This window comes from Vibrio sp. K4 (assembly GCF_051122595.1).
In the GTDB taxonomy this organism is placed as follows: Bacteria; Pseudomonadota; Gammaproteobacteria; order Enterobacterales; family Vibrionaceae; genus Vibrio; species Vibrio owensii.
Genome location: NZ_CP178577.1, coordinates 106,456 through 131,793, shown reverse-complemented (window position 1 = coordinate 131,793; position 25,338 = coordinate 106,456). Strand labels below are relative to the sequence as shown.

Annotated in this window: 28 protein-coding genes, 1 tRNA gene and 2 pseudogenes; 7 read left to right on the top strand and 24 right to left on the bottom strand. The window is 42.2% G+C overall.

The features are described 5' to 3' along the window. Positions 1-37: 37 nt before the first annotated feature. The 3 genes from ACLIIY_RS00615 to ACLIIY_RS00605 form a co-directional block, all read right to left on the bottom strand. On the bottom strand, positions 38-466 hold the full coding sequence (locus tag ACLIIY_RS00615) for a hypothetical protein (RefSeq protein ID WP_158156891.1): 429 nt from the start codon (positions 464-466) through the stop codon (positions 38-40). A 372-nt stretch (positions 467-838) separates the two neighbouring features. After that, positions 839-1,018 carry a helix-turn-helix domain-containing protein gene (locus tag ACLIIY_RS00610; RefSeq protein WP_005484891.1) on the bottom strand — a complete coding sequence of 60 codons (180 nt, stop codon included), beginning with the start codon at positions 1,016-1,018 and terminating at the stop codon, positions 839-841. A gap of 10 nt (positions 1,019-1,028) precedes the next feature. Continuing rightward, on the bottom strand, positions 1,029-2,186 hold the full coding sequence (locus ACLIIY_RS00605) for a tyrosine-type recombinase/integrase (RefSeq protein ID WP_434527985.1): 1,158 nt from the start codon (positions 2,184-2,186) through the stop codon (positions 1,029-1,031). Between the two features lie 183 nt (positions 2,187-2,369). On the opposite strand from ACLIIY_RS00605, the gene ACLIIY_RS00600 reads away from it, so the two are divergent. Then, positions 2,370-3,638 (top strand): hypothetical protein, encoded by a 1,269-nt coding sequence (locus ACLIIY_RS00600; protein WP_434527984.1) that lies wholly within the window; start codon positions 2,370-2,372, stop codon positions 3,636-3,638. Between the two features lie 115 nt (positions 3,639-3,753). Here the strand turns inward: ACLIIY_RS00600 and ACLIIY_RS00595 are convergent, their stop codons facing one another. From ACLIIY_RS00595 to ACLIIY_RS00585, 3 genes are all read right to left on the bottom strand, one after another. Beyond that, a complete protein-coding gene (locus tag ACLIIY_RS00595; RefSeq protein ID WP_434527983.1) occupies positions 3,754-3,951 on the bottom strand; it encodes a hypothetical protein in 198 nt (65 codons plus the stop codon). A gap of 84 nt (positions 3,952-4,035) precedes the next feature. Then, positions 4,036-4,173 carry a hypothetical protein gene (locus tag ACLIIY_RS00590; RefSeq protein WP_023585706.1) on the bottom strand — a complete coding sequence of 46 codons (138 nt, stop codon included), beginning with the start codon at positions 4,171-4,173 and terminating at the stop codon, positions 4,036-4,038. A gap of 15 nt (positions 4,174-4,188) precedes the next feature. Continuing rightward, positions 4,189-4,311 carry a hypothetical protein gene (locus ACLIIY_RS00585; RefSeq protein ID WP_256913817.1) on the bottom strand — a complete coding sequence of 41 codons (123 nt, stop codon included), beginning with the start codon at positions 4,309-4,311 and terminating at the stop codon, positions 4,189-4,191. Between the two features lie 177 nt (positions 4,312-4,488). Between ACLIIY_RS00585 and ACLIIY_RS00580 the strand changes: the two genes are divergently transcribed. Together ACLIIY_RS00580 and ACLIIY_RS00575 are read left to right on the top strand one after the other, a co-directional pair. Further along, positions 4,489-5,394 (top strand): helix-turn-helix transcriptional regulator, encoded by a 906-nt coding sequence (locus ACLIIY_RS00580; RefSeq protein WP_434528528.1) that lies wholly within the window; start codon positions 4,489-4,491, stop codon positions 5,392-5,394. A gap of 397 nt (positions 5,395-5,791) precedes the next feature. Further along, positions 5,792-5,917: a hypothetical protein gene (locus ACLIIY_RS00575; protein WP_277869050.1), complete on the top strand. Its 126-nt coding sequence runs from the start codon at positions 5,792-5,794 to the stop codon at positions 5,915-5,917. 584 nt (positions 5,918-6,501) lie between these two features. Here the strand turns inward: ACLIIY_RS00575 and ACLIIY_RS00570 are convergent. The 4 genes from ACLIIY_RS00570 to ACLIIY_RS00555 all read right to left on the bottom strand — a co-directional run bounded on the left by ACLIIY_RS00570 (position 6,502) and on the right by ACLIIY_RS00555 (position 9,302). Then, entirely contained in the window at positions 6,502-6,933 is a 432-nt protein-coding gene (locus tag ACLIIY_RS00570) for a DUF2787 domain-containing protein (protein ID WP_108694264.1), read from the bottom strand. 100 nt (positions 6,934-7,033) lie between these two features. Next, on the bottom strand, positions 7,034-7,534 hold the full coding sequence (locus ACLIIY_RS00565; RefSeq protein WP_434527982.1) for a hypothetical protein: 501 nt from the start codon (positions 7,532-7,534) through the stop codon (positions 7,034-7,036). Between the two features lie 44 nt (positions 7,535-7,578). Further along, positions 7,579-7,962, bottom strand: coding sequence for a hypothetical protein (locus tag ACLIIY_RS00560; RefSeq protein WP_065274884.1), 384 nt, complete (start codon positions 7,960-7,962; stop codon positions 7,579-7,581). A 101-nt stretch (positions 7,963-8,063) separates the two neighbouring features. Beyond that, positions 8,064-9,302 (bottom strand): integrase family protein, encoded by a 1,239-nt coding sequence (locus ACLIIY_RS00555; protein ID WP_050920397.1) that lies wholly within the window; start codon positions 9,300-9,302, stop codon positions 8,064-8,066. 436 nt (positions 9,303-9,738) lie between these two features. Between ACLIIY_RS00555 and ACLIIY_RS00550 the strand changes: the two are divergent. Further along, positions 9,739-9,933, top strand: a pseudogene (locus ACLIIY_RS00550) (IS630 family transposase); the annotation flags it as partial. Further along, positions 9,929-10,015 (top strand): annotated as a pseudogene (locus tag ACLIIY_RS00545) (IS3 family transposase); the annotation flags it as partial. The pseudogenes ACLIIY_RS00550 and ACLIIY_RS00545, both read left to right, overlap by 5 nt. 59 nt (positions 10,016-10,074) lie before the next feature. Here ACLIIY_RS00545 and ACLIIY_RS00540 read toward each other — a convergent pair. After that, positions 10,075-10,275: a hypothetical protein gene (locus ACLIIY_RS00540; protein WP_023585700.1), complete on the bottom strand. Its 201-nt coding sequence runs from the start codon at positions 10,273-10,275 to the stop codon at positions 10,075-10,077. Positions 10,276-10,779: 504 nt separating this feature from the next. Between ACLIIY_RS00540 and ACLIIY_RS00535 the strand changes: the two genes are divergently transcribed. Then, a complete protein-coding gene (locus ACLIIY_RS00535; protein WP_155007066.1) occupies positions 10,780-11,328 on the top strand; it encodes a hypothetical protein in 549 nt (182 codons plus the stop codon). A 401-nt stretch (positions 11,329-11,729) separates the two neighbouring features. On the opposite strand, the gene ACLIIY_RS00530 is transcribed toward ACLIIY_RS00535, so the two are convergent. The 13 genes from ACLIIY_RS00530 to ACLIIY_RS00470 form a co-directional block, all read right to left on the bottom strand. Beyond that, positions 11,730-11,867 carry a hypothetical protein gene (locus tag ACLIIY_RS00530; RefSeq protein WP_023585698.1) on the bottom strand — a complete coding sequence of 46 codons (138 nt, stop codon included), beginning with the start codon at positions 11,865-11,867 and terminating at the stop codon, positions 11,730-11,732. A gap of 2 nt (positions 11,868-11,869) precedes the next feature. Then, complete coding sequence (locus ACLIIY_RS00525; protein WP_023585697.1) at positions 11,870-12,016, bottom strand: hypothetical protein; 147 nt, start codon at positions 12,014-12,016, stop codon at positions 11,870-11,872. A 459-nt stretch (positions 12,017-12,475) separates the two neighbouring features. Next, on the bottom strand, positions 12,476-13,036 hold the full coding sequence (locus ACLIIY_RS00520) for a hypothetical protein (protein WP_023585695.1): 561 nt from the start codon (positions 13,034-13,036) through the stop codon (positions 12,476-12,478). A gap of 205 nt (positions 13,037-13,241) precedes the next feature. Next, on the bottom strand, positions 13,242-14,147 hold the full coding sequence (locus ACLIIY_RS00515; RefSeq protein WP_158500929.1) for a sensor domain-containing diguanylate cyclase: 906 nt from the start codon (positions 14,145-14,147) through the stop codon (positions 13,242-13,244). Between the two features lie 128 nt (positions 14,148-14,275). Then, positions 14,276-14,434 carry a hypothetical protein gene (locus ACLIIY_RS00510; protein ID WP_023585693.1) on the bottom strand — a complete coding sequence of 53 codons (159 nt, stop codon included), beginning with the start codon at positions 14,432-14,434 and terminating at the stop codon, positions 14,276-14,278. Between the two features lie 217 nt (positions 14,435-14,651). Beyond that, positions 14,652-14,736 (bottom strand) — tRNA-Leu (locus ACLIIY_RS00505). A 270-nt stretch (positions 14,737-15,006) separates the two neighbouring features. Further along, a complete protein-coding gene (locus tag ACLIIY_RS00500; RefSeq protein ID WP_253254379.1) occupies positions 15,007-17,718 on the bottom strand; it encodes a tetratricopeptide repeat protein in 2,712 nt (903 codons plus the stop codon). Positions 17,719-18,052: 334 nt separating this feature from the next. Further along, on the bottom strand, positions 18,053-20,947 hold the full coding sequence (locus ACLIIY_RS00495) for a DNA polymerase (RefSeq protein WP_102591102.1): 2,895 nt from the start codon (positions 20,945-20,947) through the stop codon (positions 18,053-18,055). Between the two features lie 193 nt (positions 20,948-21,140). After that, complete coding sequence (locus tag ACLIIY_RS00490) at positions 21,141-21,416, bottom strand: hypothetical protein (RefSeq protein ID WP_102591101.1); 276 nt, start codon at positions 21,414-21,416, stop codon at positions 21,141-21,143. 13 nt (positions 21,417-21,429) lie between these two features. Then, the gene (locus ACLIIY_RS00485) at positions 21,430-21,897 is read right to left on the bottom strand and encodes a hypothetical protein (RefSeq protein ID WP_102591100.1); all 468 of its coding nucleotides are present in this window, start codon (positions 21,895-21,897) and stop codon (positions 21,430-21,432) included. A gap of 634 nt (positions 21,898-22,531) precedes the next feature. Next, complete coding sequence (locus tag ACLIIY_RS00480) at positions 22,532-22,732, bottom strand: glycine zipper domain-containing protein (RefSeq protein WP_102591099.1); 201 nt, start codon at positions 22,730-22,732, stop codon at positions 22,532-22,534. 72 nt (positions 22,733-22,804) lie between these two features. Further along, a complete protein-coding gene (locus tag ACLIIY_RS00475) occupies positions 22,805-23,422 on the bottom strand; it encodes a hypothetical protein (protein ID WP_102591098.1) in 618 nt (205 codons plus the stop codon). 6 nt (positions 23,423-23,428) lie between these two features. Continuing rightward, a complete protein-coding gene (locus ACLIIY_RS00470) occupies positions 23,429-24,064 on the bottom strand; it encodes a TM2 domain-containing protein (RefSeq protein WP_216361665.1) in 636 nt (211 codons plus the stop codon). 219 nt (positions 24,065-24,283) lie between these two features. Between ACLIIY_RS00470 and ACLIIY_RS00465 the strand changes: the two genes are divergently transcribed. Beyond that, a complete protein-coding gene (locus ACLIIY_RS00465) occupies positions 24,284-25,141 on the top strand; it encodes a helix-turn-helix transcriptional regulator (protein WP_102591105.1) in 858 nt (285 codons plus the stop codon). Positions 25,142-25,338 lie beyond the last annotated feature (197 nt).

Here is a 25,338-nt window from a genome sequence, read left to right as displayed (position 1 = left end):
GCACTAAGGCGTCTTTTTGCAAGGTTTACAATGATGATTACTTAAAGTCTGACCAAGCAATCTTAGGCAGGTCATTACCCTCACTGTACGTCAGTAAGGCTTCTGTAATCGCGTCACGCAAACCTTCGAGGTCACTGAATTCTTCAGGCGTAAACATAGCAAGCAAATTGTCGCTGTTTACCACCGTCATCAACAATGCACCCGACTTAGGAGAGATGAAAGCACTACCAACCGTATCCGCATGGATCCAGCCACCGCTTTCCAACATGAAGCATTTATTCTTCTCAGGTTTCATCTTCTTCGATACCTGTTTAAAGAGTGCGTCAGCCTCTTCACCAGTTTCAGCAACGATTAGATTACCTCTTGCACCCAGAATAAGCAGCAGATCTTCAGATGGAAGAACCGTTTTGCCACCAAATACATTAGCTACACCTAACTTACTACGAACAAAAATAGAGTTACTCATTTTGATACCTCAAATCATTTAATTGTTAAAGAGCAGCGAAGAAGCTCGCTGCCCCCTCGAAAACAACCAAGCGAGAGAATCGCTGCGTTGCTGAGGTCCATATTAGGGATGAAAGAAAGCACTCAACGAAGAAGGGAATCGAGTCGACAAGCCACAAAACAATTAACTCGTCGCTCAAAGTCCAGCGAGGATTTAACGCAGAACCTAAGTCACGAAAGGCACTAGAAGAAATATCAATCGTCAAGGCTGTGATAGCAAAAATATAAAGTTTAGGTACACTTTTGTTTGATTTTATAGACAGATACTAAAAAGCCCAAAGACGTCCTAACGGACGCCTTTGGGCTTTTATCTGTATTAAGAAATATTACTGTGTTAATGCATTGTCATCTCTTTTTCCCAACGCTCAACCTCACTACGCAAAAAGCGCACACTGCGACCTATGCGCATCACTGGCGGTAAGCTTTTAGGGTTGCGAGTTACATTGGTTCGCACGGTTGCCGGGTTTAAGCCGTACATTTCCGCAAATTCTTCAATAGTTAGTACTCTGGACATGTCGAACTCCTTAATCGATTTGTAAGTTAGGTAGCATAGCGTCAACGGTCTGCTGAGAGGCTTGCGCTAAATGGGTATTTTGATAGTAGGCGTAACGCTCGGTGACATTCACATTGGAATGACCAAGGCTTTGCTGCGCGAGACGGATATCGTTCGTCGCAATCAACATTTGGGTTGCGTAAGTGCGGCGAAGATCGTGGATAGTAAAAGGTGCGTCCAGACAGCCTTCTTGCTTCATGGCAAGCTGAATTCGCTCCATACAAGCGCGTGGGTAGGCAATGTGCTCGCCTTGGTTCTTTAACGAGGGGAACACCCAATCATTGAACGACACTTTGAGACATTTACGGATCAGGCGTTTTGCTGGCTCGGAGAAATAGACGCGCTGCGATTTACCAGACTTAGTCATCAGCAGGAGCGCAGAAGAAAGGTCATCTGCAAGCATGGAGCGAGTTAAACTCATCACGTTGCCAATGCGCATACCTGTCAACAAACTCAACATCAGCGCACTCGCATGTAGAAAGTTCGGCTCAGCACACGCATGACGACAAAAGCTTTCCACCTCTTTAGAGGACAACACTCGGTCTTTCGCATTGTTCTCCACCCGCTTTTTAATACCCTTTACTGGACTTTTCTCGATAATTTCATGGTCAACTGTCATCGAGAAAAATTTCGACAAGAAGGCGTGATAACGGTTAATGGACGCATGACTTAAGTCAGTAAGTGAATTGAGAAACCGCTCAACATCACGGCGAGTCACGTCCGTAACACGCTCTTTACCAAACGCAGCCATTACGCGCTTAGAACGGGATAAAAAGGTCTTAGAATCGCGGTGATGATTACGACTGTATGGAAGTACAACGTCATCAAAGAACTGCTGAACCGTCAAACGCGACCCCTTCTGGTATGCCCCAGACTGAACATCAGCGATAAATTGGTAAGCCAACTGATTGAATTCAGCAAACTTCATTTCGGGATAAGTGCCAAACGACTCGTAGTAACGCTTTCCTTTCCAGCCAAGGCGAACAATCCAGCGCATACTCTTCGCGGTCACAAGTACGCGTAGTCGCGGGTTTTTCTTCCAAGGATACTCAACACCTTGCTCGCCCTTAGCAGGACGAGGCAAGGCGTTAAGTACCTTCTGGTTCATTTCTATCGGTGTAGTGCTCACAATATCTCACTCCGTATAAGTAAATCGTAAGCACTAAGTTATTGCTTTCAATACCTTGTAGGTTTTGAGTGAGTCACCTCATCCAATAACCCACAACGCCATCATTGAAGTAAAAACCTAGGAGACATAAGGGGATAAGAAAGAGTAAAGTACTCGAAAAGGAACACATTTGTTTGATTTGACATGCAAAGAAAAAAGACTCACTACCTCGATAAGATCGTCAATCTACATATTCATCGCGATAGCCTAAAGACATCTCATCAAAAACATGAGCTGATTGAGACACTAGCACACCTACTCGGTTTAAGTATCGATAAGGTCACCAACCAACTCTCTCTTGCCTGTGCTCAGGCAGGTATCAGCGCACGTTTTACAAACAGATCTGCACATTCTTCGTTCGTAAAGAAGTACTCAGTAAAACCAGCTATCGATAAACTCACTAATACAATCGATATCCACATCGCTATCGACAAAAACAACATTGTCGAAGATTACCCGTACCGCCCACTCGCCGTAAAACCGTTCAAGAAAAGCGAGGATGAAACACGTAATACACAAGCTGAAATGCACGAAAAAATTAACGATAATCGTGCCAAAGCATACACGCATGTTCCGGTAACGTTTTCTATCAAAAGTACCCAGTTCCCGTTGTGGTACGAGATGAACCAAGCATTTATCGCCAAAGTGAATGGGCTAGCCAATGACGATACGAAGTACGAAGATGAGTGCTTAGAGATCATCTTACAAATACTCCAAAGTTACTCGCCAACGAATGAAAAGCACCTCATTGAGCCAACCAAACGATGGTTCCGTAAGAACATAAGCAAAGATTCCGTACTGCCCAAGACAAAGAACAAACCTTTTCATGCAGCGTTGTTCACCACGATAGCCACAGGTAAGCTTGAAGAAGATCCGATAGAAATGACCTTGCTGTTCAAGCCCTACGACCACATCGGCTATATCCCTTGCAAATTACACCTACGGGACAACCCATTCTTCGAAAGCGGCAAGCTTAAGCACGACGAATACAAGTACACCCTCGGTATACAGAAAGAGGGTAAGGTTTGTACGCTCTACATAGACTTCAAAGACAAAGATGGTGACCGTTGTCGCTATGCGTTAAAACTCAAGCAAGCGATTCGGCAGGTCAATACGCCGTTCGGAAATGCGCCAGTGTTCAAGCCTGACTATGTATGGAATGAAAAGCTACCGGACAAGGAATACTTGATAATAAAAGATGCCCCCCTATCGAGCACACAAGTAAACATCGTTTCCAAAACAGGCGGGACTGACACTCGCAACATTGAGCTTACTTGGTATCAGTTTCATGAGCGGCTATCGGTGTTCGATTTAAAGCAGCGCAAAGACCTCATACTTGCAGAAGTAAATAGCGACAGTGATATACCGATAGTCGAAGTAACGGATGGTAGTGCGAATTTGGAATGTTATTAATTCCCCAACGGGCTAAATGAACACAGAGGGAAAAGCCCGACGAGATAAAGGGAAACCACTTCCCATAAGTTACGATAAAGAAAAAAGTAGAGGCAGTTTCGCCTCTACTTTTTCACTAGATAACATCTAGCTCATCCAACGCTCCTCCGATTAATGCACCTGCGACAAACCCGAGCGCCCCGCCAATCACGACCCCTTGGGGACCATAGCGGGTACCGAGTGTGGCACCGTACTTCGCGAATCGAACACCTGTTGACGAGCTAGGCTTAAACCAGCGCTGTTGTGGGTTAGGGTGAAAATGTGTTTTCGTCATAATTTTTTCCTTTTCTCTAGATACAGAAAAGGGCGATACCTTTCGATATCGCCCTTGTTGATAAGCCAAATTTAATGATGGGACTTAGTCATCGTCATCATCGGCCATGAAGTCGCCACCGAGCCAACCATCGTCGCCCGGTTCCATGTCGAAGTCCTGACTGAAGCCAGAATCTTCTGTGCCATCATCATAGTCACCTTGGTCTTCTGTCCAACCGCCCATAACGAATACTCCTTCTTAACTGTAATCCATTGCGCCACATGTATCGCATGACCCACCCTTGGTGACCCAACCTGGACAACCTAAAGAGCGGCATGAATAACCTGATGCCATAAGTGGCTTAATGAATGTCACTTTCATTATAGTTTCCTTTAATTGACGTTGTAGTAAATCTACGTTGTGTAGTATCCCACTGCGCTCGGACAGGATGTGTCCAAGACCGCAGAATGAGTGTGAAAATAGTCATCGTCATTGCCCTGCCTTATCCAATGAAAGCTATGCCAAATCTCAGTGCGCGACGGTTTGAAACATTTAAAAATGTTTTGCCCTCAACCTGTCCGGTGGAAACCGTACGCTAGTAGCATGAGCGATAAGAGTGAAAAGCTAGCTTTAAGGCTAGGTGACATATTGACGAGATTGTTTATGGGAGAAGTGCTCTCCCCTGAGCAGTTGGTCGCGGATTATCAGGTAAGCGAGAAAACCCTGAGACGCGATTTCAATGAAAGGCTAGTCAACGCTCCAATTATCCGCACCAATGAGGGTTATCGGTTAGATCCGGTAACTCGAAATAATACTAATGCGAATACCAACAAGGTACTGCACGATACGGGTTTGTCCGCGCTACTACCTAATCATTACAAGTTCAACGGTCACACTCCCGTTCTGTTTAAAAACCCACGCTCCGAACCCATCGAGAAGTTCGATGCGCTGTTTAGACAGTTGACCGAAGTTATCACCACTCACTCTGTGATTGACCTTGTGTACAATGGCAAAATGTTTGAATCTGTCCATCCCTATCGTTTGGTGAACGACCGGGGTATCTGGTTCCTTGCTGCGACCTACTGTGACCAGTTACATTCGTACCGATTACCGGATATTTCACGGATTCACCGCCGGGAAGATAAATACAAACCGAATCAAAAGGTCCACGAGGAGATACATAAACAAGGGATGGAGTGGCTAACTCCGGATGATGCTGAAGTGCTTGTACAGGTTGATAGGGAAGTTGCCCCTCGCTTTCTTGAAGGTATGATTCTTCCCCACCAGCAGCTATTGAAAGAACTGAGCGACGGTAGTTTGTTGGTTAGCAGTCGAGTATCAAGATTGAGCGATATCTTGCCCTTGTTGAAGTCTTGGATACCTCAAGTCGAGGTTCTCTCCCCTGTCAGTCTCAAGCTTGAACTTATACGCGACCTTCACGCTACATTGGATCGTTACAAGTAGTCGACACGTTTCAGACTACCGAAACCGATCAGCTTACTGAGCAATTAGATCATGATGATCCAAATACTTTATTTGCTGTACGTGAGTATTGTGTCATGACGTTGCCACGTTGATAAATAACGCCCTAGCGCTCCCTCTAGAAGCACAGCCACATGACAACAAAGAACCACGACATAATGTCGTTTCACTACGCCGAGACCGACCGCCCTAACCATCAACTTGCCACTATGTACCGATTTTGAGCTTACCTATGTGAGATAAGCGAAAGAGACGATTTAACGAAACCTCAAACCGATACCGCGCAAGGGAAAACTCAAAATGATGCCGTTTTTGGTCGGGTTGAGACTAACTAATAAATAACTTCGATAGAAGGTGAAATTTAAATAGGGGTATAACCATGATGTCTGATGCACGAACTCTGCTCCAAATCACTCAGTCCAGTCCGTATCTTTACCTAGTTGATATCGCTAACTTGTTAAGCTTCACCGCCGTTGGCTTTCTACTGGGTATGATGACTGGATAAACAGAGCCATGAATTGAACTTGTCACTATAGATTCCGGTGACAAGTTCCTTTTTAACTCAACGGGTTTGAGACTAATGTGTGAGAATCGTGGATTACCGCTTACAGTGCATGGCAACGTTGAAAATGACCAAGTTTTCGCACCAAACTACGAACATAAGATTAAGGGGCGCCTCTCGTCGCATAATAAGGGCTAGCCTTTACCCCTAGTTGCAGAGATAGCATCAGACAAATCATTCTCTCGGTATTTTCTATAGGCTTCCCGTCCCTTACTGCTCCCATTGCTTCGACATAGCAATGGGAGCTTTTAATAACAAAACACCAGTGTAAACCAACCAAAGTCGTTAAAATTAAGACTCCTTTCCTTGGTGTTTCCACCGTCCATTGCAATCCAGCAACTTCATCCCCTCTGAATCCCGAAGGCAACGGATTGGGTAAACGTTGCTAAAACTTGCCCCAATGAAAAAGGCTTCCCATCACACCATGATTAACATGGAGCAATGGGAAGCCTTAGTTTCACTAGGAAGTGAGTCAACTATTTTATGGTACATACATGGTGCTTTCTACTTGGTTTGTTGCCGATGGACTAATCCACAGTGACTTTTATCTCATCGAACACGCCCATTTCGACGTAGCTAAGAAAGTTGGATTCCCACATCGAGTAGAACTCCATTACCTCACTACTTGTTATCGGCAGTTCTGGAACATAGGAAAAACTCGCTGTTCCAGATGAGAAGTTAAAGTCCACCTCTTTAACCAGTTCGGGATAAGGACCACCACAATACGCAAAGTCAGTGATGTAATCAAAGATCCACTGGTCGTAGAGGCGGACAAGCCTGATTTCAACTGGGTGCCAACCGCCGTTTTCCGAACTATAAGATGAATCTCGGAAGTTAAACATTACCGATTGGATCATGGGTGTCCATTTGCCTGATTCGCTGATCACTCGGTTTAAAGCATCTTGAAGATCGACACTGACAGGCAGCAGTAATCGCTCAACGTCAAAAGTTAAGTTCATAATAAAATCTCGTTAAATTTGCTAAGGAAGCACTCTTGCTAAGTGCTCGGTATGAAAGCCGGTGTTGGCTTAGTGAGTAAGGGTTGATGTGGATTTGTGGTTATTCAGCTTTGGGTTCAGCGTCCACTAGAGCTAGGATTTCCTCTCGAATCGTCACGTAGTCTGGCGCAAGAACGTGAAGAAACACCGATTTCTCCGACTGGATGATAAGACCAAGCCCCCTGCAACAAGCCGCCATAAAACCCGCGTTGTTCGCTGACTGTCCAGAAAATACACACTTCAGCACAGAACTCTTGAACGGCTTATCACCCTGCACATCTAGAACAGCGATGATATCTTTAAGCGGGATCATCTCTTTACTATGCAGTCCAGAGCCCTGATTTCCAGTCATACGGATATAGAGCTCGTTTTCTTCATCATGAATGGCGATTTCGTAGAACACATGATTCTCTGTTTTCGGTGATAGCTTCTTAGCTTTGCCCTCACGCACGATATAAGTGAAATGGTCTACTGGTTGATCGTCAGTGACCGTGACTTGTTCATTGCCCTCTAAGATTTCAGGTTGAACCGTTTCTTGTTTATTGCTTGGTTTACGTGCCATAGGACACCTCCTTTAAGATGGAATTGTTCAGGTTTAATTTGGTTTTAAGATTCAGTTTGGTCTGCTAACATCACGACAGGGAACGTGGGACTGTTCATAGGAGCACAGCAGTACACGCCAGAGCCTTCCATGGTCACTATGGCGACCGCCAGCAACCAAGGACAGTCATCATCGTTTAACAACAGCACCCATTCAGGGTAGTTAGTAACAAAGCGAAGGAAGTGCAGATCTTCCTCAGATTCTTCACTCAAGGTTTCGTTGGTATCCCCTTCCTCAATCAAGTACAAGGTCGTACCGACCTCATCCCAAAACGTTTTTGTGCTTTCTTCATCACCGAATGGTTCTATCAGGTGCTCTAGCAGTTTTGCTTTCACGCCATCAGGCATTGTCAATGATTGAATGTCTTCAAACTTGTTTACTGTTTTCATCGTGAATTTCCTTCTAATAATGAAAAAGCCCCTGTTTAGCTCATCGCTAAACAGGGGCCTTTCTAATGTATTTCTAAATTAACTGGTTAAACGTAACTTCTTCATTCCCAAAGTATCTCTGGCTTCGCAGTCACCATATCCGACAAACGAGAGCCAATCTCCCTCCGACGCCCTACAGTCAATTTTGAGTAGCGCCTTGTTGATGAAAGGTCAGCGTGATTCAACTGCTTGGCTATGTCGTGTAACGAGACTCCTTGTGACGCCAAAAGCGACCCAACTGTATGGCGAGCACTGTGCAGGGTTAGATTCGCTTTATCACCGGGTATGTCGGGCAGTCCCATCTTAGCTTTGATAGCCTTGAAAGCATGCCTAGGTTGCCCTACTGGTTTACCCTTTTTGCGTCCAGGAAAGAGATACGGATTATTCGCCACATGAGGCACCGACCTCAAAATATCAAGCATGTAGTCACTTAGGAATAAAACGTGACTAGTACCGTTTTTCGTATGTGGAATAGTGAGTGTTTTCTCCTCCCAATTCACATCGGATTTCAAGCGCAAACGCAGTTCCTTATCCCTCGCGCCAGTCAAAAACAACAAAGCTAGGTACGCGCCAATACTTTTGTCTTCATGGTTCAGAGCGTGACCTATAAACTCCTTTAGCTGTGATTCGGACAAGTACCCAGTTCGCACGTTATCTTCTTTCAACAAGCTCACCTTGTCAGCAATGAGCGGCGCGTCCATCAACTTGTATGCTTGACGATTGATCGTTTTCAATAGAGCCAAAACGCGATTAATCGAAGCAGGAGCATAAGGCTTGCCTTTAATCGTAACGGCATTCTGCATCTCCATTTGGACTTTGATGATATCGGCGGCAGTTAGGTCGTGAATTGATATGTGATGTATTGACTTTGCTAAACGAAATCGCGCTACATCATCTTTCCAACTGCGTTTCTGTTTAGCCAATGGCAGGTAAACTTCATCAAAGAACCGTTCCAGAGTCATCGTCTTCTCGGTAGTCTGATTGTCACGCTCAAGCTTGGGATCAATGCCTTCCAGGATCTTCTGGCGGTATTCCTTAGCGATCTTTCTCAAGGTTACAAGATCTGTCTCAGGGTGACGGCCAAGACCAATCGCAGATTTTTTACCCGGAACCTGAGGGCTAATATACCTAAGCAAGAAGCGTTTCCCGCCAGATTTACCCACTAAGCAACGTACGCCAGTAGGTAAGCCACTATCTCTCATAGCAGATAAATTGACTTCGTAATCAGCGGATTTTGCAGTTCTAGGGTTGGGTTTAAGGTTGTTGAGGAAAGTGGTGGTGAGTCGCTGTGATTTACTCATTCAAACCTCCATTAACTAGATATTCAATTAGTTAATATGTGTTTGAATGGGTGTTTGTTACAGCTAAATAAAAGCCGAACGATACAACATGAAGTTATATGGTTCGGCTTTACCCACCCCTATCCCTAATAAACCTTGAACCGTTTCAGCTACTTGCCTCAGCGTTTTCACTTAGTCAGTGACAGGTTACAAGGTTATCCGAATACCTATACACGACCTCAACTTTAAAGCTAAGGTGGTGCTCATGATGAAAGGTACTTGTTGTTGAACTGACATCCAGTTCTGCTTTGAGGATTAAGCCCCTCTTTGGCTATTGGGTTTTCGGCTACATCTTAAAACGGCAACAGATCGCTATGCAAACCAAGTTTCATTAGCTTTTGATAAAAAGAAAATCTCATCGGTGAAGTATGCTTGAGATTAAAAAAATGGGAAGGCAAATTTAAATCCAATCGAGCGGTTATGGAAAGTGATGAATGAGCATGCGAGGAACAATATTTACTTCTCCTCGAAGGCTGAATTTACAACGGCTATTAATGAATTTTTCAATGTAACGTTGCCAGAAGTTGCAGGCTCACTGGTATCCCGAATTACGGATAATTTTCAGATTTTGAAACCTGCATCTTCAAGTTGAGCGAGTATATAATCGGACGAGAAGGCACAGTGCTCTTGGGTATCTAAGCCCAGTTAACTTTGAACAGCAAAATGTCGCTTAATGAAGTGTCCAGTCTAGCTGGAGCAGATCAGAGTTTTGCTTACCAGATCGAAAGACAGTTTACCTCCAATGTGTTTCTTCTAGCTCTTTTTGAGCTTTATCTAGCAACGCCATTAGTCTGTCTGCATCTTTGTATTTCCCTGCGATGATGGCACTGCGTAATTCGACCTGTAGAGCCTTCAATTTATCTAAGCCAGTTGGAGGTTTCGCAAGACGACGCAAACCATCAGCTTGATCCATAGATCTGATGTCATTGTTCATTTAATCTCCCATTTCGATGAAGAACTATATCTATTTGAGTTTGATGAGAAAAAACTTCTGCTGAACAATTTACACACTCATATTTGAAGTATTTTTTGCGGAATACTTTTTCTATGAATGAGCGGTGTATTCGATTAAACACCGTACTCTTATTACACGAAGGGCACACCCCATAAAGTTGCATATAAATTAGCCTACTGACGAACGGACAATATTTTATTCATACCCAAATTGATATGAAACTTGGTTATATGCATGACATTACTTCAAGTTTTTGTTTTTTGATGTGATCTTTGCCGCATAATTTAATGTTAAATAGGCGGTTGGATAAAGTTGGCAGCGGTAGGTTGAAGGTAGATTTATGTAGGATTTTTACACAGGCTAGGCTAAATATTTTCTGCAATTTCTTGTCTATTGGCGATATTGAGCGTATCCGCCCCGTGGGAGCATGGGGAGAATACTGGAAAACAGCTTAATAAAGATTTATACCGAGAGCGAGCCGATGTGCTCAGAGAGTGGGCTGGTGCAGAGATTCTTTACCTAACCATATTTAACGATAGTAGTATCTTGGCAAATGGCGTGTCTGTAGAGCTAATAATTCCACGCCACAAAGGGTCATCACTTCACGTACCCAAGAATAAGTATCCAGAAGAGCCTAAAGCAGAATACGAACCTTACGATAGATTAAAAATTAAAGGTATTCATAGTCTTAATAATCTACCAGACTTGAGTGTGTCATCTGATACTAAAAACTACTACATCAATTGGAGTGTAAACCGCCTGCAAGCGCAAACCAATTTAGAAGCAGATGGGTATGTACTAATTAAAACTGATAAGCCACTTGAGACTCAATGCACTATCTTTTGTGATGAGTTGCCTCAGCCAACCAAGACTACATTCAAGTCAAACCCACCGTTGGGTACTGCTATTGTTTCTGTAGATGAATTGTCGGATGAATCCTACTATACATCATTGCGCGATAAGCTCATTATGGATGGGTATGTTATAAGAGTTTTTGAAGAAATGTTGAACGAATATGAGCTTGAGGACTAGGTAGTTCTAGCACTGCGTTTGTTTACATATTGACATTTATCGCTACTTGCAGAATGTGAGGGACAAAGAGTTTTATTGAGCTGAAGGTTAAGTGTCAAAGAAATCAATAGAAACTTTTTGCTAGAGCTTCAATTTTCAACAATTGTATAGGTTAGTCTTTGGCCTAATTTCAATAACACACCTAGTATAAGGTGGTAGCTATGGCTCTGATCAAATGTCCTGAATGCTATACAGAAGTTAGTACTTCTGCATATAACTGCCCTAAATGTGGGGGGGCAGCTAATTGCTTAGCAATTTTCAACAACTGCCTTGTATATTTGTATTTTTTACCGTCACTTTTGTCATGCTAACCAACTGTTATTTAATAGAAAGCCGATGGCATTAAACCATCGGCTTTAGACTTAGTCATCCCCTAAGTAGTCATCATTATTTGGATTGTGAGCATCCGCCCAGTCATCCATATCAGAATCATTATTAGGGTTATTAATATCAGACCACAGGTCTAGCTCGTCTTGTGACATATCTGAAGGATCCATCATAATTATTTCTTTCCTTGATAACGTGAGTTGTTTGGGTTTAGTTGATTTGCTCGATTATCTTGAGCCTTTTGGTACGTGGTGTTATGTCCAGATGTACCTTTGTTGCTGTTAGCTTGATTTGCTTTATGGTTGTTCTGTTTGTTGCTCATCGTTCTATCTCCTTTGTTGAATGAACGATGACATTGTATGAGAGGTGGTTTAGTAGCGACGATGATGGGACGGTGATTGTTCAGTGATTCTTAGTGATATTCAGTGATTTTGGACGAATGAGTGGAAAATGTCATAGCTTAAAATGGAAACTACCACTGTATTACCTACAGATTTCGCCACCAGAGCCACTAACATAGTATTAATAATAACCAGTACAACAGCAGCCTATGGCAAGCTGTTGTACTGGTTATTATATATTAAATATAAAAATCCCATCCAAGATCTAGACCTCATCTATCAAGCCACATCAACACTAATCTCGCACGCAACTCATCAGAGAGTACCGAGATCATCACTCAGCAAGCTTAGAGCAGCGATATTCATACCCTGATGGTTAGTAGTAGCGATGGAGAATACCGCCATTTATTACTCTTTAATGAGGTCGGTAAGTCAGCCGACTAACACCTAACCCATTTTTTCTTGGACTGAGGACTACGCTTGATTTGGTTATTTTTGGAAAGCTCATTGATTGCCTTGGTAAAATCTGACTTTGACAGCCCTAGCTGCTTTTGAAAGCTAGGATCTAAAGCACGAGGAGACTTCAAAGCATGAAGAAGCTTGTCTTCAGGGGATTTTTGGGGTGTCTGTTGTGACTTAATAATTGGAACAACGGTGTTGTCTCTAGTTCTGATGCTTTGACAAGGTGCGCCTAATTGCTTGCACTGAAACTCAAATGCTGAAATCAAACTTTCATCGTTACTGTATAGCTCAAAATGAACAGAGCCCAACTGCTTTTTATCTAAAGCAAGTAGCACCCTAGACAGATATGCAATGATATAGAAATCGGCTTGGTTCTGACCTGTCGGATAGTCAGATAAGAACAGATACAACGACTTTTCACAAACAAGCTTGACTGAATCTGACTTAGAAAAAACAAAGACTTTATCAACGACCGAAGCATTAATTTTTTCTAGCTCCTTCAGTCCTACATTTTCAGCATCGACGAAAATCATCTTCATAGTTGGCCAAGCTCCATTTGTTCACCACTATAAAGAAGATTACACAGTTGCATATCGATATCAACTTGGAGTTAATTCATTTGTGTGATTGGTTGTTAATGTCTATCCCCGACGAACTAACCACACACTACCCAACAACGCCCATGACAAAAGGCTTAACGACAACCCAATCAAAACGATCAATCACTTTATTTACTAATACAGATCAACTTAAAGTTGAAGTAAGCACATACGGTAGTTTTTGTTTTTTAGCTACATACATAGCTCTATCCGTCTTATCTATTAACACTGATAATTCACGGTCATCATGCGGATAAATGCCAATTCCAATACTGACTCCAACCGCAATATCACCATCGACCTTATCGACTGAAACAGGCTCTGAAATTAGTTCATGTAGTTTATTAGCTATGCCTTTAGCTTCTTGTTCATAGTTCTTGTGGTCATTAATATTAAACAATATAAGGAATTCATCCCCACCGACTCGAAAACAGATATCACTACTACGTAACTTCCCTTTCAAGCGAGTAGATATCTCAACAAGAAGCTGGTCACCAATATCATGTCCAAACGTATCATTAATTAACTTAAATCCGTTTAAATCAAGATAGGCAACCCCCAAGCAGCCAGAATCAAGTACGCTTAATGACTGATTTTCCAATACACTCTCAAGGTGACGCTTATTAAATAAGCCTGTTAGTGCGTCAGTATTTGCCTCTTCCTTTAGCTCATCAATTAACTCTTGAACTCTAGAGTAATCATGTAAAGTCGCTATCCCGCATTGCATGCCATTAAAGACAATGTTTGCTATAGAAATCCCGGCGTTAAACCCATCACCACTAGAATTTCGACAAGGCACAATACTTCTAGACATCATAGCTCTTGCTTGTGACTGGTTAAGTACAAAGTTACTAACCTTCGCATCGTGATGATTGACAACATTCGGTTGCATCAAGTCGTTCAGCCTAAGAGTTAACAATACATCTCTTTCATAACCAAATAACAGAGCACATGACTTATTCGCAAACACAATATTAGAGTATTGATCAACAATCAAAATTGCATCTACCAGAAAGTCTAAAAACTGAGAAACTTCATCTGATTGTGCCATTACCATACATATCCATACTGATTGACATCAATAGATAATAATTTGATTTCATATACATATCTTTGACTTAAGTACAACATTCATACATAAATACCCCAATGCCCTTCCAAAGCACACTGCAAAACCGCCTAAAACCGACTTTTCGACATATCCATCAAAACGATCAGTTGTCCCATAGAAGAAAAACCAAAACCGCATAGCACCGTAAAGTCACCATGGTCGTACCATGGTTCTTCTCGCTCGAAGCCCTTGGTAATACTGGCTTTCACGACGGCTGTTTTTTGCATTTGTTGGATTTACTGGGATTCCCTTGCGCACAGAATCGTCATGCGATGAACCATATATGGACCATGGGAGAAATTTTAAGACGGATAAAGGGAGTAAAATGGAGCGAGAAAAGCGTCGATAACAAGGAAAGGGAAATGAGCTAAGCTTCTGAAAATTCGAATACTTTCAAACACCTAAAACGACGAAAGGCCGCTATAAAAGCGACCTTTCTTTATATGGTACCGGTGGGCGGACTTGAACCGCCACTCCCGAAGGAAACGGATTTTGAATCCGTCGTGTATACCAATTTCACCACACCGGCATCTCTGGGCTATTGCCCTTTGATGGTTGGCATTATACGTAAGCTTTTGACCTGCGCAAGCAGAAAAACCTTAAATAACTATCGTTTGCTGATAATTTCGCCACAAAGTGTGACAAAGAAGATCCCATCACAGTCCAGTCTGCCATCTAACTTGGTAAATCAGCGATAAAAGACCATGAATGCACCATGAATCTCCTTGGTCACTTTCGGATTCAAAATCTCGTTGCTACGGGCGTGAGGTTCAAGCGTCCGATGATGATGAAGCTAATATCAATCAACTAAATAAATCTCTTTTGTATCGATAGCTTTATCGCGCTTCACATTTTCAAGCTCTGGAACTACGTGTAAACGCTCCCCTAAACTCAAATGTATCCAACGACGCCAACCTCCATCTTTAAAGTTATCGTAGTGCAAAAAATACTCTTGGTTTTTCGAATCATGAGCGAAAAGGAAAGAAGGGCTTTTAGGTCTCCTTTTTATCACGACCTCAACTAACCCACCACTCAACACTTCATCATCAAGAACCGCCTCAACACTATCCACATAAGACTCAAAACTTCTCCCGGAAAATGGATTTCCCAAGATATTAATTTTCATAAGTTTTTTGATTAGCAGAGACATATCTTTGCGAGTTAAAGTCTCATTCACACCTGAAATATGGGTAAATACAAATTTCAAGAGCTCAATAGTTTGCTCTCTAAACTCAGATTGATATTTTGTTCTCGAACAACAAAATTCAATCTCTTCAAATATTTTCGCGGCTTGAACCGTTGCTTGCATTGAGTATCCATTAGTTCGAAAAACATCGCCTAGAATTCGAATAGCGCTAATTAGAGAGTCCATTGTTGCTTTTCTATCACTATCCACTGTGTGCTCCATTTTTCGTTTCCATGCAGCAGCCCGATATGTTCCTAGTGTACTTCTAAATCCGTCTGAATTTTTCCAGTCTTTTGTTTCATCTAGAACTTGTTGCCATTTCCCATCATACAATAGTGACAAAAAATAGGTTTGGTATACAGATTTACCAAACTGCAAATTATCCGAACTAGGTTCCATCCATTCAGTCTTTAAGAGGCTAGACATTTGTACACATGCTATATCATAGCGCTTTGTTGCATGGTAAAGACGCCCTAGCAAATAGGTGCTAGTAGGATTTTCAGGTTCAATATGCTGAGCTTTCTTATAATGTTTTTCAGCTGAATGAACGTCTTTTAACAACTCTAAAGAGCGAGCAAGTGTACGATGGTACAAAGCGCTATCATCGTGCATAAACTGCGCATCTTTAAGACGTCGATAAATACTTATCGCCAACTCATTATTTTTCCTTGCCTTTCTATACTCTCTATTAAAGCTAGTAACTAAGATCTTCAAATTTTCATTCGTAGCTTTATCTATATGATCAGTATGCCAAACAGGGAAGTCTTCAGCAGTCTGTCTATTGTCAATTTCTTTAGAAAGCACCCTACGTTTTTCAACACTCGCTTGCACTTTAGTCCGAATGGTCAAGTTACGCGGTGATAATAGTAACAACTCTCTTACCGAATCATTCAACGCATAACTTTCTCCTTCATCGTGTGAAGAGCGCGTTATTAAACTTGTGCGTGATAGCTCACTTACCCCCTCAGATACCTCATCTAAAGATTTACCCAATAGCTCACATAAACTCAATCGACTGGATGATCCCTCAACAAAAATGCACTCTAAAATTTCCACGCCAGTAGTTGTCAACACATCGATCAAATTGTTGTATGAAAATTCAGCAATTTCTTTATTGGCAACCGTTAGAGATTCGGGAATATCTTTCCCTTTAAGAACTAAATCAATTGATAACCGTATCGCTAATGGATTGTGGAAACACTTTTCTGTTAATTTTTCATAATCACTTAAACGCTCAAATCTCCCACCTCTCTTGTTATGATAAGTGCGAGCTAAATGGACTGCTGATTTCTTTTGTAAGTTTTCTAGAGATATGATTGTAGCGTTGGAAATAGTGACTCGACTTGTCACAAGCACTTGCCAATTTCCAGGCAAGGTGTAATTGAGCTCATCAAAGCTAGAAGGGCTCTCACGCAATAAAGTTTCTAGATTGTCTACACAAAGCAAAATCCTCTCTTCAGACTTATCCTTCAATGCCTGTTCAAAGCTAGAGTAATCTTCATCATAAACATCATTTACAGCTTCTAAGATAGCTTGCTTTAGTTCTTGGATGGTTTCAATTGCACTGAGGGGAATTACACCATTGGACGTAAGTTTTTCCGCTTTCATTGACACGTAAATGACAGAATTTACAGATTTAGTATACGAAGGCGTAGATATGATTGTATTCAATAAATCAAGAGCAAGTGCAGTTTTCCCAGCTCCTCCCGGAGCAACTAAGGCAACAGTATTCACGCGAGGATTTGAAATATGTTTTTTCAACTCTTGCAGTTCCTTCGCTCGCCCAATTAAACCCGTTAATTCATGTTCAAATGTATCAGGAAGGTTGTTGGGAATCTCCCAAATGACTTTATTCAGCCACTCCTCTGGAGGCTCAGAAATCACACCTTCTTCAGCACTTATCAACGCTTTCTTCACTTCCGTAAAACCAAGCATCTCATTAACAGGATCACTAGCTATAGACGCGACGCGATACCAGTAACAGTCCCAAAATGGTCTATTGGGATGTGATACTGCATTACGAATCTCATATATATCAAGATGATGAAAAAGAGAATACAGGTAGTTGATAGAATCTAAAGTCGAAGAGTCTTCAGTAATATCCAAAGCAAAACCAAACAACTCATCAAGGTAGGTCGCTTCTACAATATCTTTTATAGAATCTTTGTTAAACTTTCTACCCTTTGCAGCCTCCCTTTTATGAATATTTTCAAGAGATTCAACACTCAAGTTATCAAGGTTACCCTCATTCAACACAAAAGACCCTAAAGATTCTTCAAGCTGATGCAAAACCATTGCAGTCTTTAAACGAAGCTCGTTAAGCATACATTCCTCAATCAATTGTTGATGCTATCCAGATTTGCAAATTTTACGCGTAACAGCACTGATATTCAACTGAGCACATTAACACTTATACAGTATATTCATCCCTCTGCACGAGCTATTCTTTTAATGTAACACTATCAATTTCAGAACCAGTTATAGCAGTGGATACATTGCTGCAATTATCCTCCAGCATTAGTACAACCATCACGGGGGCAATATCATCACCACGTCAGCAAGGAATGACAGCAATCGCTATCACTACATTGCTACTACCAGTTATGAAATAGAAAGCCTGATCCCTTACGAAATCAGGCTTTCAGCTCATTACCGCATACTAAGCAACAAGTTTTTCAGTGCATTTTAGGTTGTATTCTTCCAACATCATTACAGCTTCATCAACCTCTTCAGGGTGAAATACCAAGGTCAAATCTACAGTCGGATACTTACGAACAAACCAAGATAAGAGTGGCAACATACGAGTCGTCATTGGTAAAGCTGATTCAAGCAACTTACGTCCCTTACTGTTCGCTAAGTCTTGCTTGGTGACACCCTCGATACCATCAGTATCAAACATCGCTACCAACTTGTCATAGTGACCTCGTGGAGCTCGTTGTGGTACAGCAGGTAAGCTCCAACCACCTTGTGTGATAGCACGTAACATCTGCACTTTGAAAATACCCTCTGAACCATCTTCTAAGTACTTAACACCTGCCCCCTTGAGATAACGGCGAACCTTGTAGAAGTCCATCCAGTTATCCCAATCATCCATGGTCTTGAAGCAGTTGTTTACGCGGAACTCGTCGAAGTAAGTACGAGCATCTAAACCCTCATCAACGGTATTCCATGGAACGGTATCGAACGATAGATGCTCTACCATTTCACCGCTAACAGGGTGACGAACTTTCACCATACGAGGGTTTATGGGGCAACGCTTAAAGTCCCACTCAAGGTTCAGCGTTTGCTCCGTGTGGATGCTGACCAAGTCCATTTCCTTTAACCACATATCACGAGCCGAAGCCAAATGACTGCGTTCAATCTTCTGTTTCGGATAACGGTCTAAGAACAGCTCAACCATCCAAGCATTCTCGTTAACGCCTTTCGGCGGTTTAACTCCAGCCTTAGCGCATACTGGCTTGGTGTTACCGAGTTCCGAGGTTAACTGTCCACGAGTCTTCATTGAGATAATTTGCTTGGCATGGTGCTTGAGTTGCATCATGTCTTCACCACTGACCTCTTTACAGATACGTTGGAAGCGTTTTGCTAATGGACCGTCTAGACAACGCTCCAGCTGCTCAGGAGTAGCATTGGTAAGAAAACCGTCTGTCGTTGCGCTGACGATTTGAACCTTATTATCCATCGTTAGCTTGCGGATAATTTCCATCATAGTGGCACGAACAAAGCCCGTCGCATGAGCAGCATAATGCGCATTGGTCACTGGTGAGTATGGGATCTTACTGCTTAACCCTGATGATATGTCGAAGCCAGTCTTTTCCCGAAGTCCCTGCCCGACCTTTCCGTAAAGGGTATTCCCAATCAACTTCCAAAGTTGGTCATATAGTTCATTACCCTCTTTTTTATACTTAGAACGTTGCTTACGGATGATCTTAGTAAACGCCTTGAACTGAGATACCGAGCCTTGTTTCCAAGGGATCACCTGACCGTGAAGAATCTCAATTTCTACACCAGCATCATGAGCCAATTGCAACTCTGGAGCTGTCACGTACGTTGCCCCCTCTAACGGGTAATAAATACCACGCAAGTCAGTACGACACGGTAATAGCCCCCACTGAGTACCCTCTGGATGCTTAAAGCGTACATAAGCAAAGCCCATGGTATGACCGAGATAATCTTCAATGTTCTTCGATTCAAACGAGTTCGGGTAGTCAGCTTCGAGAATATCGACCAATGCTGTAGTGTAAGCACCCGATAAGTCATAATCGTTATAGTCACCCAGTTCAGTAATACCAAAGTACGCGCCAAAATTAGCGCCACCATAGAATGCGGACACGGCTAGTGCATCGGTATACTCACGGCTCACTGTCTTAGCTATCGTGACAGATTTGCGTGTCCCATTACTCTTAGCATGGTAATACTCACCCTTACGTTTCTCGTACCCTAAGAACTCATGCATCTCATTCACACCACCGCACGTATGCTTGAACAACGACACAGCAAAGTTTCCAAGTGTCGAGGGCAACTGCTTCAGCTCTAGCCCCGTATCTTCACGCATATCAACCAGTGCGAACCTCTGCATTTGCAAGCCATACTTCAAGGCAATTTCCGCATCACGAACGGCATAGCGATCAAACAAGCTCTGATCTTCACAATACAGTTCATCCATACGAGAGATCATACCGTCAGCCAGTGTCATTTTAGGGATGCCCACCAACTCGCCGATGTCATCAAGCGATGCTTTACTGCTTAACAGCAACGTGTCGATAAAGCGAACCTTGGTTTCAAAGGTATTGTTCGAACCTGTATAGAACTTGGTGTTTTCAGTCTTGTACTTACTGCGCCCAATAGATGCTAAGTCAATGCCATAAGAACCACGACCGGAAGTGATCGAGCCTTGTACCGCAGTGAAAGAGTTCTTATGGTTTTTACTCTTCGCACCGATATTCCAAAACTCTTCAAATGAGGCAATGTCAGCACGTAAAAAGTGAGCATAAATAAAGGTATGCTCAGGCCACTCGTCGATAAATCCACGAGCTTTTGCCTTGATTAGCAACTCCTGAATGAACTTGTCGAAATTGACCTTGTAGCCCTTGGTGCTGTTAGCTAGTTGTTTACGCTTCAGCATTTCCTCATCTTTCATTAGTCCCTGATCACGACACTGCTTAATCAGTTTCGCCATCTCCGTGTGCTTCACGCCTTTAAAGGACTTGTCACCGACCTGAACACAATACGAATAACATAAAATGTCATTTTTCCCCGTCTCAGGGTTAAAGACCCACTCAGAATCAATAGCGATATGTACTGCCTTACCTTTTCCACGCATCGCAGCCCATGGCGCAGAACGTAGTCCCTCTAAATAACGTTTCACCTGCTCATTGACGGTTTTCTTCGCACCCTCACGAGAGCACAACTCTTCCTGAAATTTGGCGACTTGATCATCTAGTATGTAGGAACGGTTGTTAGAGAATGTATTTACTAAGAAATCTTCAACTTCACGGTCTGTCTGACGCATAAGTTGATAGTTGGTCTTGGCTTCTTGCTCGAAAATGTTCATCTTTAATTACCCATCAGCTCGGTATAACAAAAACGAAGTACATCCATGACCGGACATACTTCGTCGGTTATCGGATATAGAAAGACTGGTAATAAAGAGGTGCTCGGAGATGAGACTAGTTTAGAAAAGGCTGGTACAGAATGGTGCGCACGAAGGCAGTGGCTTGCTAGACCGTATTACAGCGATGTTATCCTTAATTAAACTTTGCTGTGCGAGCCCATGACTTAACAAACTTGATTAGTTGCAAATAGCCAATGCTATCGACACCTTTCTTTTCAACGTTGTTATTCATACAGGTACGAACATATTTCATTAAATACGCAGATTGCAGCATTGTTCCGTGTTCATCTTCGAAACTCTCAATACAGTGAGCAAGCAGCCCTCCCATTGTTCTGCGATTACCCTGCGGACAGTCTTGACCACATTTTTTGATCATTTCGATTAAGTATTTCAGGTTTTGAGTGTTCATATCATTTGCCTTCTTACGATTGGTGAGTGGATAAGATTTTAGTTAGATCTGGGTTTACAAACTTTCCGGCTTCATAAGAAACCAATGCATCATGTAATGCATCAGCGACCTTTTCACGGGCTTCCGATTGGGTAATAGGTAAGAAACCAAGTATCGCATCACCCTCACCACGAATCAGAATGCCTTTATGATCACGACCATTACAGATTTCAACAGCTTCAACATTAGAGCAGCGGACGTAGTTACCATTACCCAGATTGATAAAGCTATCTGAGTCAATCACCTCATCAGAGCAAGCATCGGCAACGGCAACCGTCTTACCTTCTTTCTCCGTCAGCTTGGCATAGGATATTTGACGTCCTTTACCGTCTAGAAGTATGTATAAGTTTTCAAGTCGGATAATTGAAGCGATGAGCTTCAATGCCAAAGTATGCCCATCAAGGGTTTGGATGAATCCTTTCTTACTCTTCTTATGTGTCATAGCTATGAGCCTTTGTGTTGTTTAAAGTCAGATCATATTAGCCTCTAAAAATTTAATATCAACAGCCAAAAACAACATAAACCCATGATTTAAAAGGCTTTAAAATAGAATTATTGATTAAAAAAACAAAACCATGAATAACCACTTTTTAATCACGATGGTTTACGCCTTCTTCTTGGCGTAAAACTTCTTTGAATAAAAAATGCACACCCTCTTTTTGAATGAATAATCAAAACAAAGTTTGGGAAATTATTTTCAGCCACCTATCTAAATGATCAAATATTAAACAAAAAGGAGTTCTTCGGTGACTATGGACTCTTACATAACGTCTAACAAGTCCAGTAAGAAGTTAGAAAATAGAAAGCTTACAAGCTAGATTTCAAAACCTGATATTAGTGCAATGGTACATTGCTGAATTTTGAGTGGGATAAGCACAACAATGGCAAAGTGAATCACAGCAAGAAAAACAGATACACGAACATCAGCAACACTTCTACATTGCACAACCAGTTGTGAAATTTATTCCTAAAGTCAGTGATACTCAGGTATTTAAGCCTATGAGCAATACTTATCCCTATTCAACGGTTGTAAGAAAAAAAGAAGCGGATTGATTCTCCACTTCTTCATTCGCTCTTTACTCAAGCTTTCCTAGCACTGCACCTATAACCCCGCCAATGATGATACCTACGGGTGTTGCTAGTGGATGTGGCACTTTTGAGCCAATCACCGCGCCAATCACACAACCTCGCTTTGCTCCTTCAATACTCAACTCAACCTCATATTTATGTGGAACGTCACGTTCCGGTAGATAAATAGAAACAGCTTTACTCTGCATACCCTCTCCTTATTTCAGGAATGAAAAAAGGCGATACCATCACTGATATCGCCTTTACACTATCAACAAGCTTTAAAAACAGCTCGCTGAAACCTTATCTTTAAATGTGCTATCTTCACCTTCAAAACATAGCTCTGTTTTATTTAAGCTCGCTTTCTCAAGCAGTTGGAACTCATCATTCGACATGGCAAAACTATTCATGATGAAACCGCCCTTGCTCGTCTCGATTTTTAGCGCCTCCTCTCCGTACATCTCGAATGATAGAACTTGCGCAATCACCTTGTTATCCGGTAATGATTTAGGTACTACCGAGTGAGCTTGCTTTGCTGATTCACACATTTTCTCGACCAAAGCTATCGTCATGAAATGATTCTGTGCGATTTCATTAAGCTCAAATGCATTAATGTTCAATGAATCATCTTCAAATACTTCAAACTGGATTAAGCCATCTACAGGTTTATCATTGAACTCAAGACCCCCTTCGATATTGACAAACGTTCTCCCCTCTGTCGTGAACGAGTCCCATGATGGAGAGGAAAGAAAGCCATCAATCATCTGCTCAACGGAGACATTGGGACATGCATTAAGCTCTGCTCCTTTTACCGCTTTAACATCGTCTGAATCAAACCAACTGGCATTGACCGACACAGAGTAAGCCGTAAGGAAAATAAGTAATGGTATTTTTAACATTTTCAATTACCAAATAAAGGTGAACGGCTTCGGTGTTACTTGGTTATATTTCTCATCGAAACGTTCAGCGGATAACGTTAAAACTCGAATAAATTCAATAAGTGCAACGATTGCCGAAAGCCCCGGTAAGATGAAACAACTCACTAGATAGACAATCCCCCACCCCCAACATCCTGCATAGAATTTATGACCACCCAAACCACCAACAAAGAATGCCAATAGTGATGTAGCCAACTTCGTTTTATTGCGACTTGGGTTTACAGGTGATGAGCTAAACGAAGGTGGATTTGTCGACGTTGGTGAACTCACGTTTTTATCTTCCACATTCATGAGTGTCTGAATGATTTCCTGCGTCTTTTTCTCAACGGCTGATGTGGTATTAAAGCTGTCTTTAAATCCCGACTTCACCGTGATAGAAATCGCACCGTCTTCCATAGTTCGAAAAACTAGCGTCCCACACAATCCAAACGGGTTGATGCCGTAACGCCAAGCAGCTTCCAATACACCATTGCTTGCGTCTTCTTTCTTGATAGAACCTTTCAGTTGGATCAATGCTGCCTTGCAATACTCAAACACTTCTGAGTAATCATTGTGCGTCGTCAGAACGGCGGTATCAGTTTGTTCGAATACGATATTCGTCATAATTTTTCTCCAATAAGATAAAGATTGATTTGTGGCTGAGCATTATCAGTGGATAGCAAGACAGGTCGTGTCCAGCGACGCCAACCTTCTGCTTTCATTAGGAAAACCTAGAACCCGCAAGGCTTATAAAACCTATGTCAGTTCTAGGTGCTTAACGTTTTCATTCATTTAAAAATCAAACGGACGCAACCTGTCCAAGCCGACCGTTACGATGTAGAAATGAGTGATAAGAGTGAAAAGTTAGCCTTTCGATTAAGTGACATCCTGACCCGTTTATTTATGGGTGAGGTGCTTTCTATCGAACAGCTAATGAGGGATTATCAGGTCAGCGAAAAGACCTTGCGCCGTGACTTCAATGAAAGGCTCATCAAAGCACCTATTACAAAAGGTGACGACGGTTATCGCCTTGCCCCCGTCAGTAGAGTGACTGTCCCAAATATTCAAAAGATAATGAACGAATCTGGGTTATCGGTCATGATCCCCAAAGGACTCACCTTCAATAGCGCATATCAGAACCTCTTATTTAAGAATCCACGGACTGAGAATACAGAAACACTTGATGTGGTATTTAGAACCTTATCGGATGCCATCACCTCAAAGTCCATCATAGACCTTGCTTATCAAGGGCAAGTTGTCGAATCTGTTCACCCATACAAACTCGTCAACGACCGTGGACTCTGGTACTTAGCGGCTACTCACTCAGACATTCTTTATTCGTACAGACTGAGCAAGATTTCACAGATTTATCGTCGTGAGGATAAATACCATCCTAGCCCCAAAGTCCGAGAATCTATCACCAGTCAGGGAATGGAATGGTTAACAGCAGAAAAGGCAGATGTCTTATTACAGGTTGATGCGGATATAACGGAGTTTTTTCTTGATGGTATGATCCTGCCTAATCAGCAGATACTGAAAGAGCTAGAGGACGGTAGTTTGCTCATCAGCTCTCGTGTAACCAAACTTGGTGATGTGATACCGACTCTCAAGGCTTGGATGCCCAAAGTAGAAGTGCTCTCCCCGGTGAGTTTAAAGCTAGAGTTAATACGTGAGCTCAATGCCTCACTGGAAAGGCTATAGCTGAAAAGCGATTGATAAGTGGTGATAGATACCTATTGCAGAAACTCATTTCAAAACTTAGTAAATTTCAAAATGCTCATTTTTCGACACCAAAACGTAAACTATTAACTAAGTGCGCTCTTGGCGCTGTAATTAGAACGGATGAATATAGACAAACTCAGGATAAATTGAGCTCCTGACCCACTCTCCATACTCGC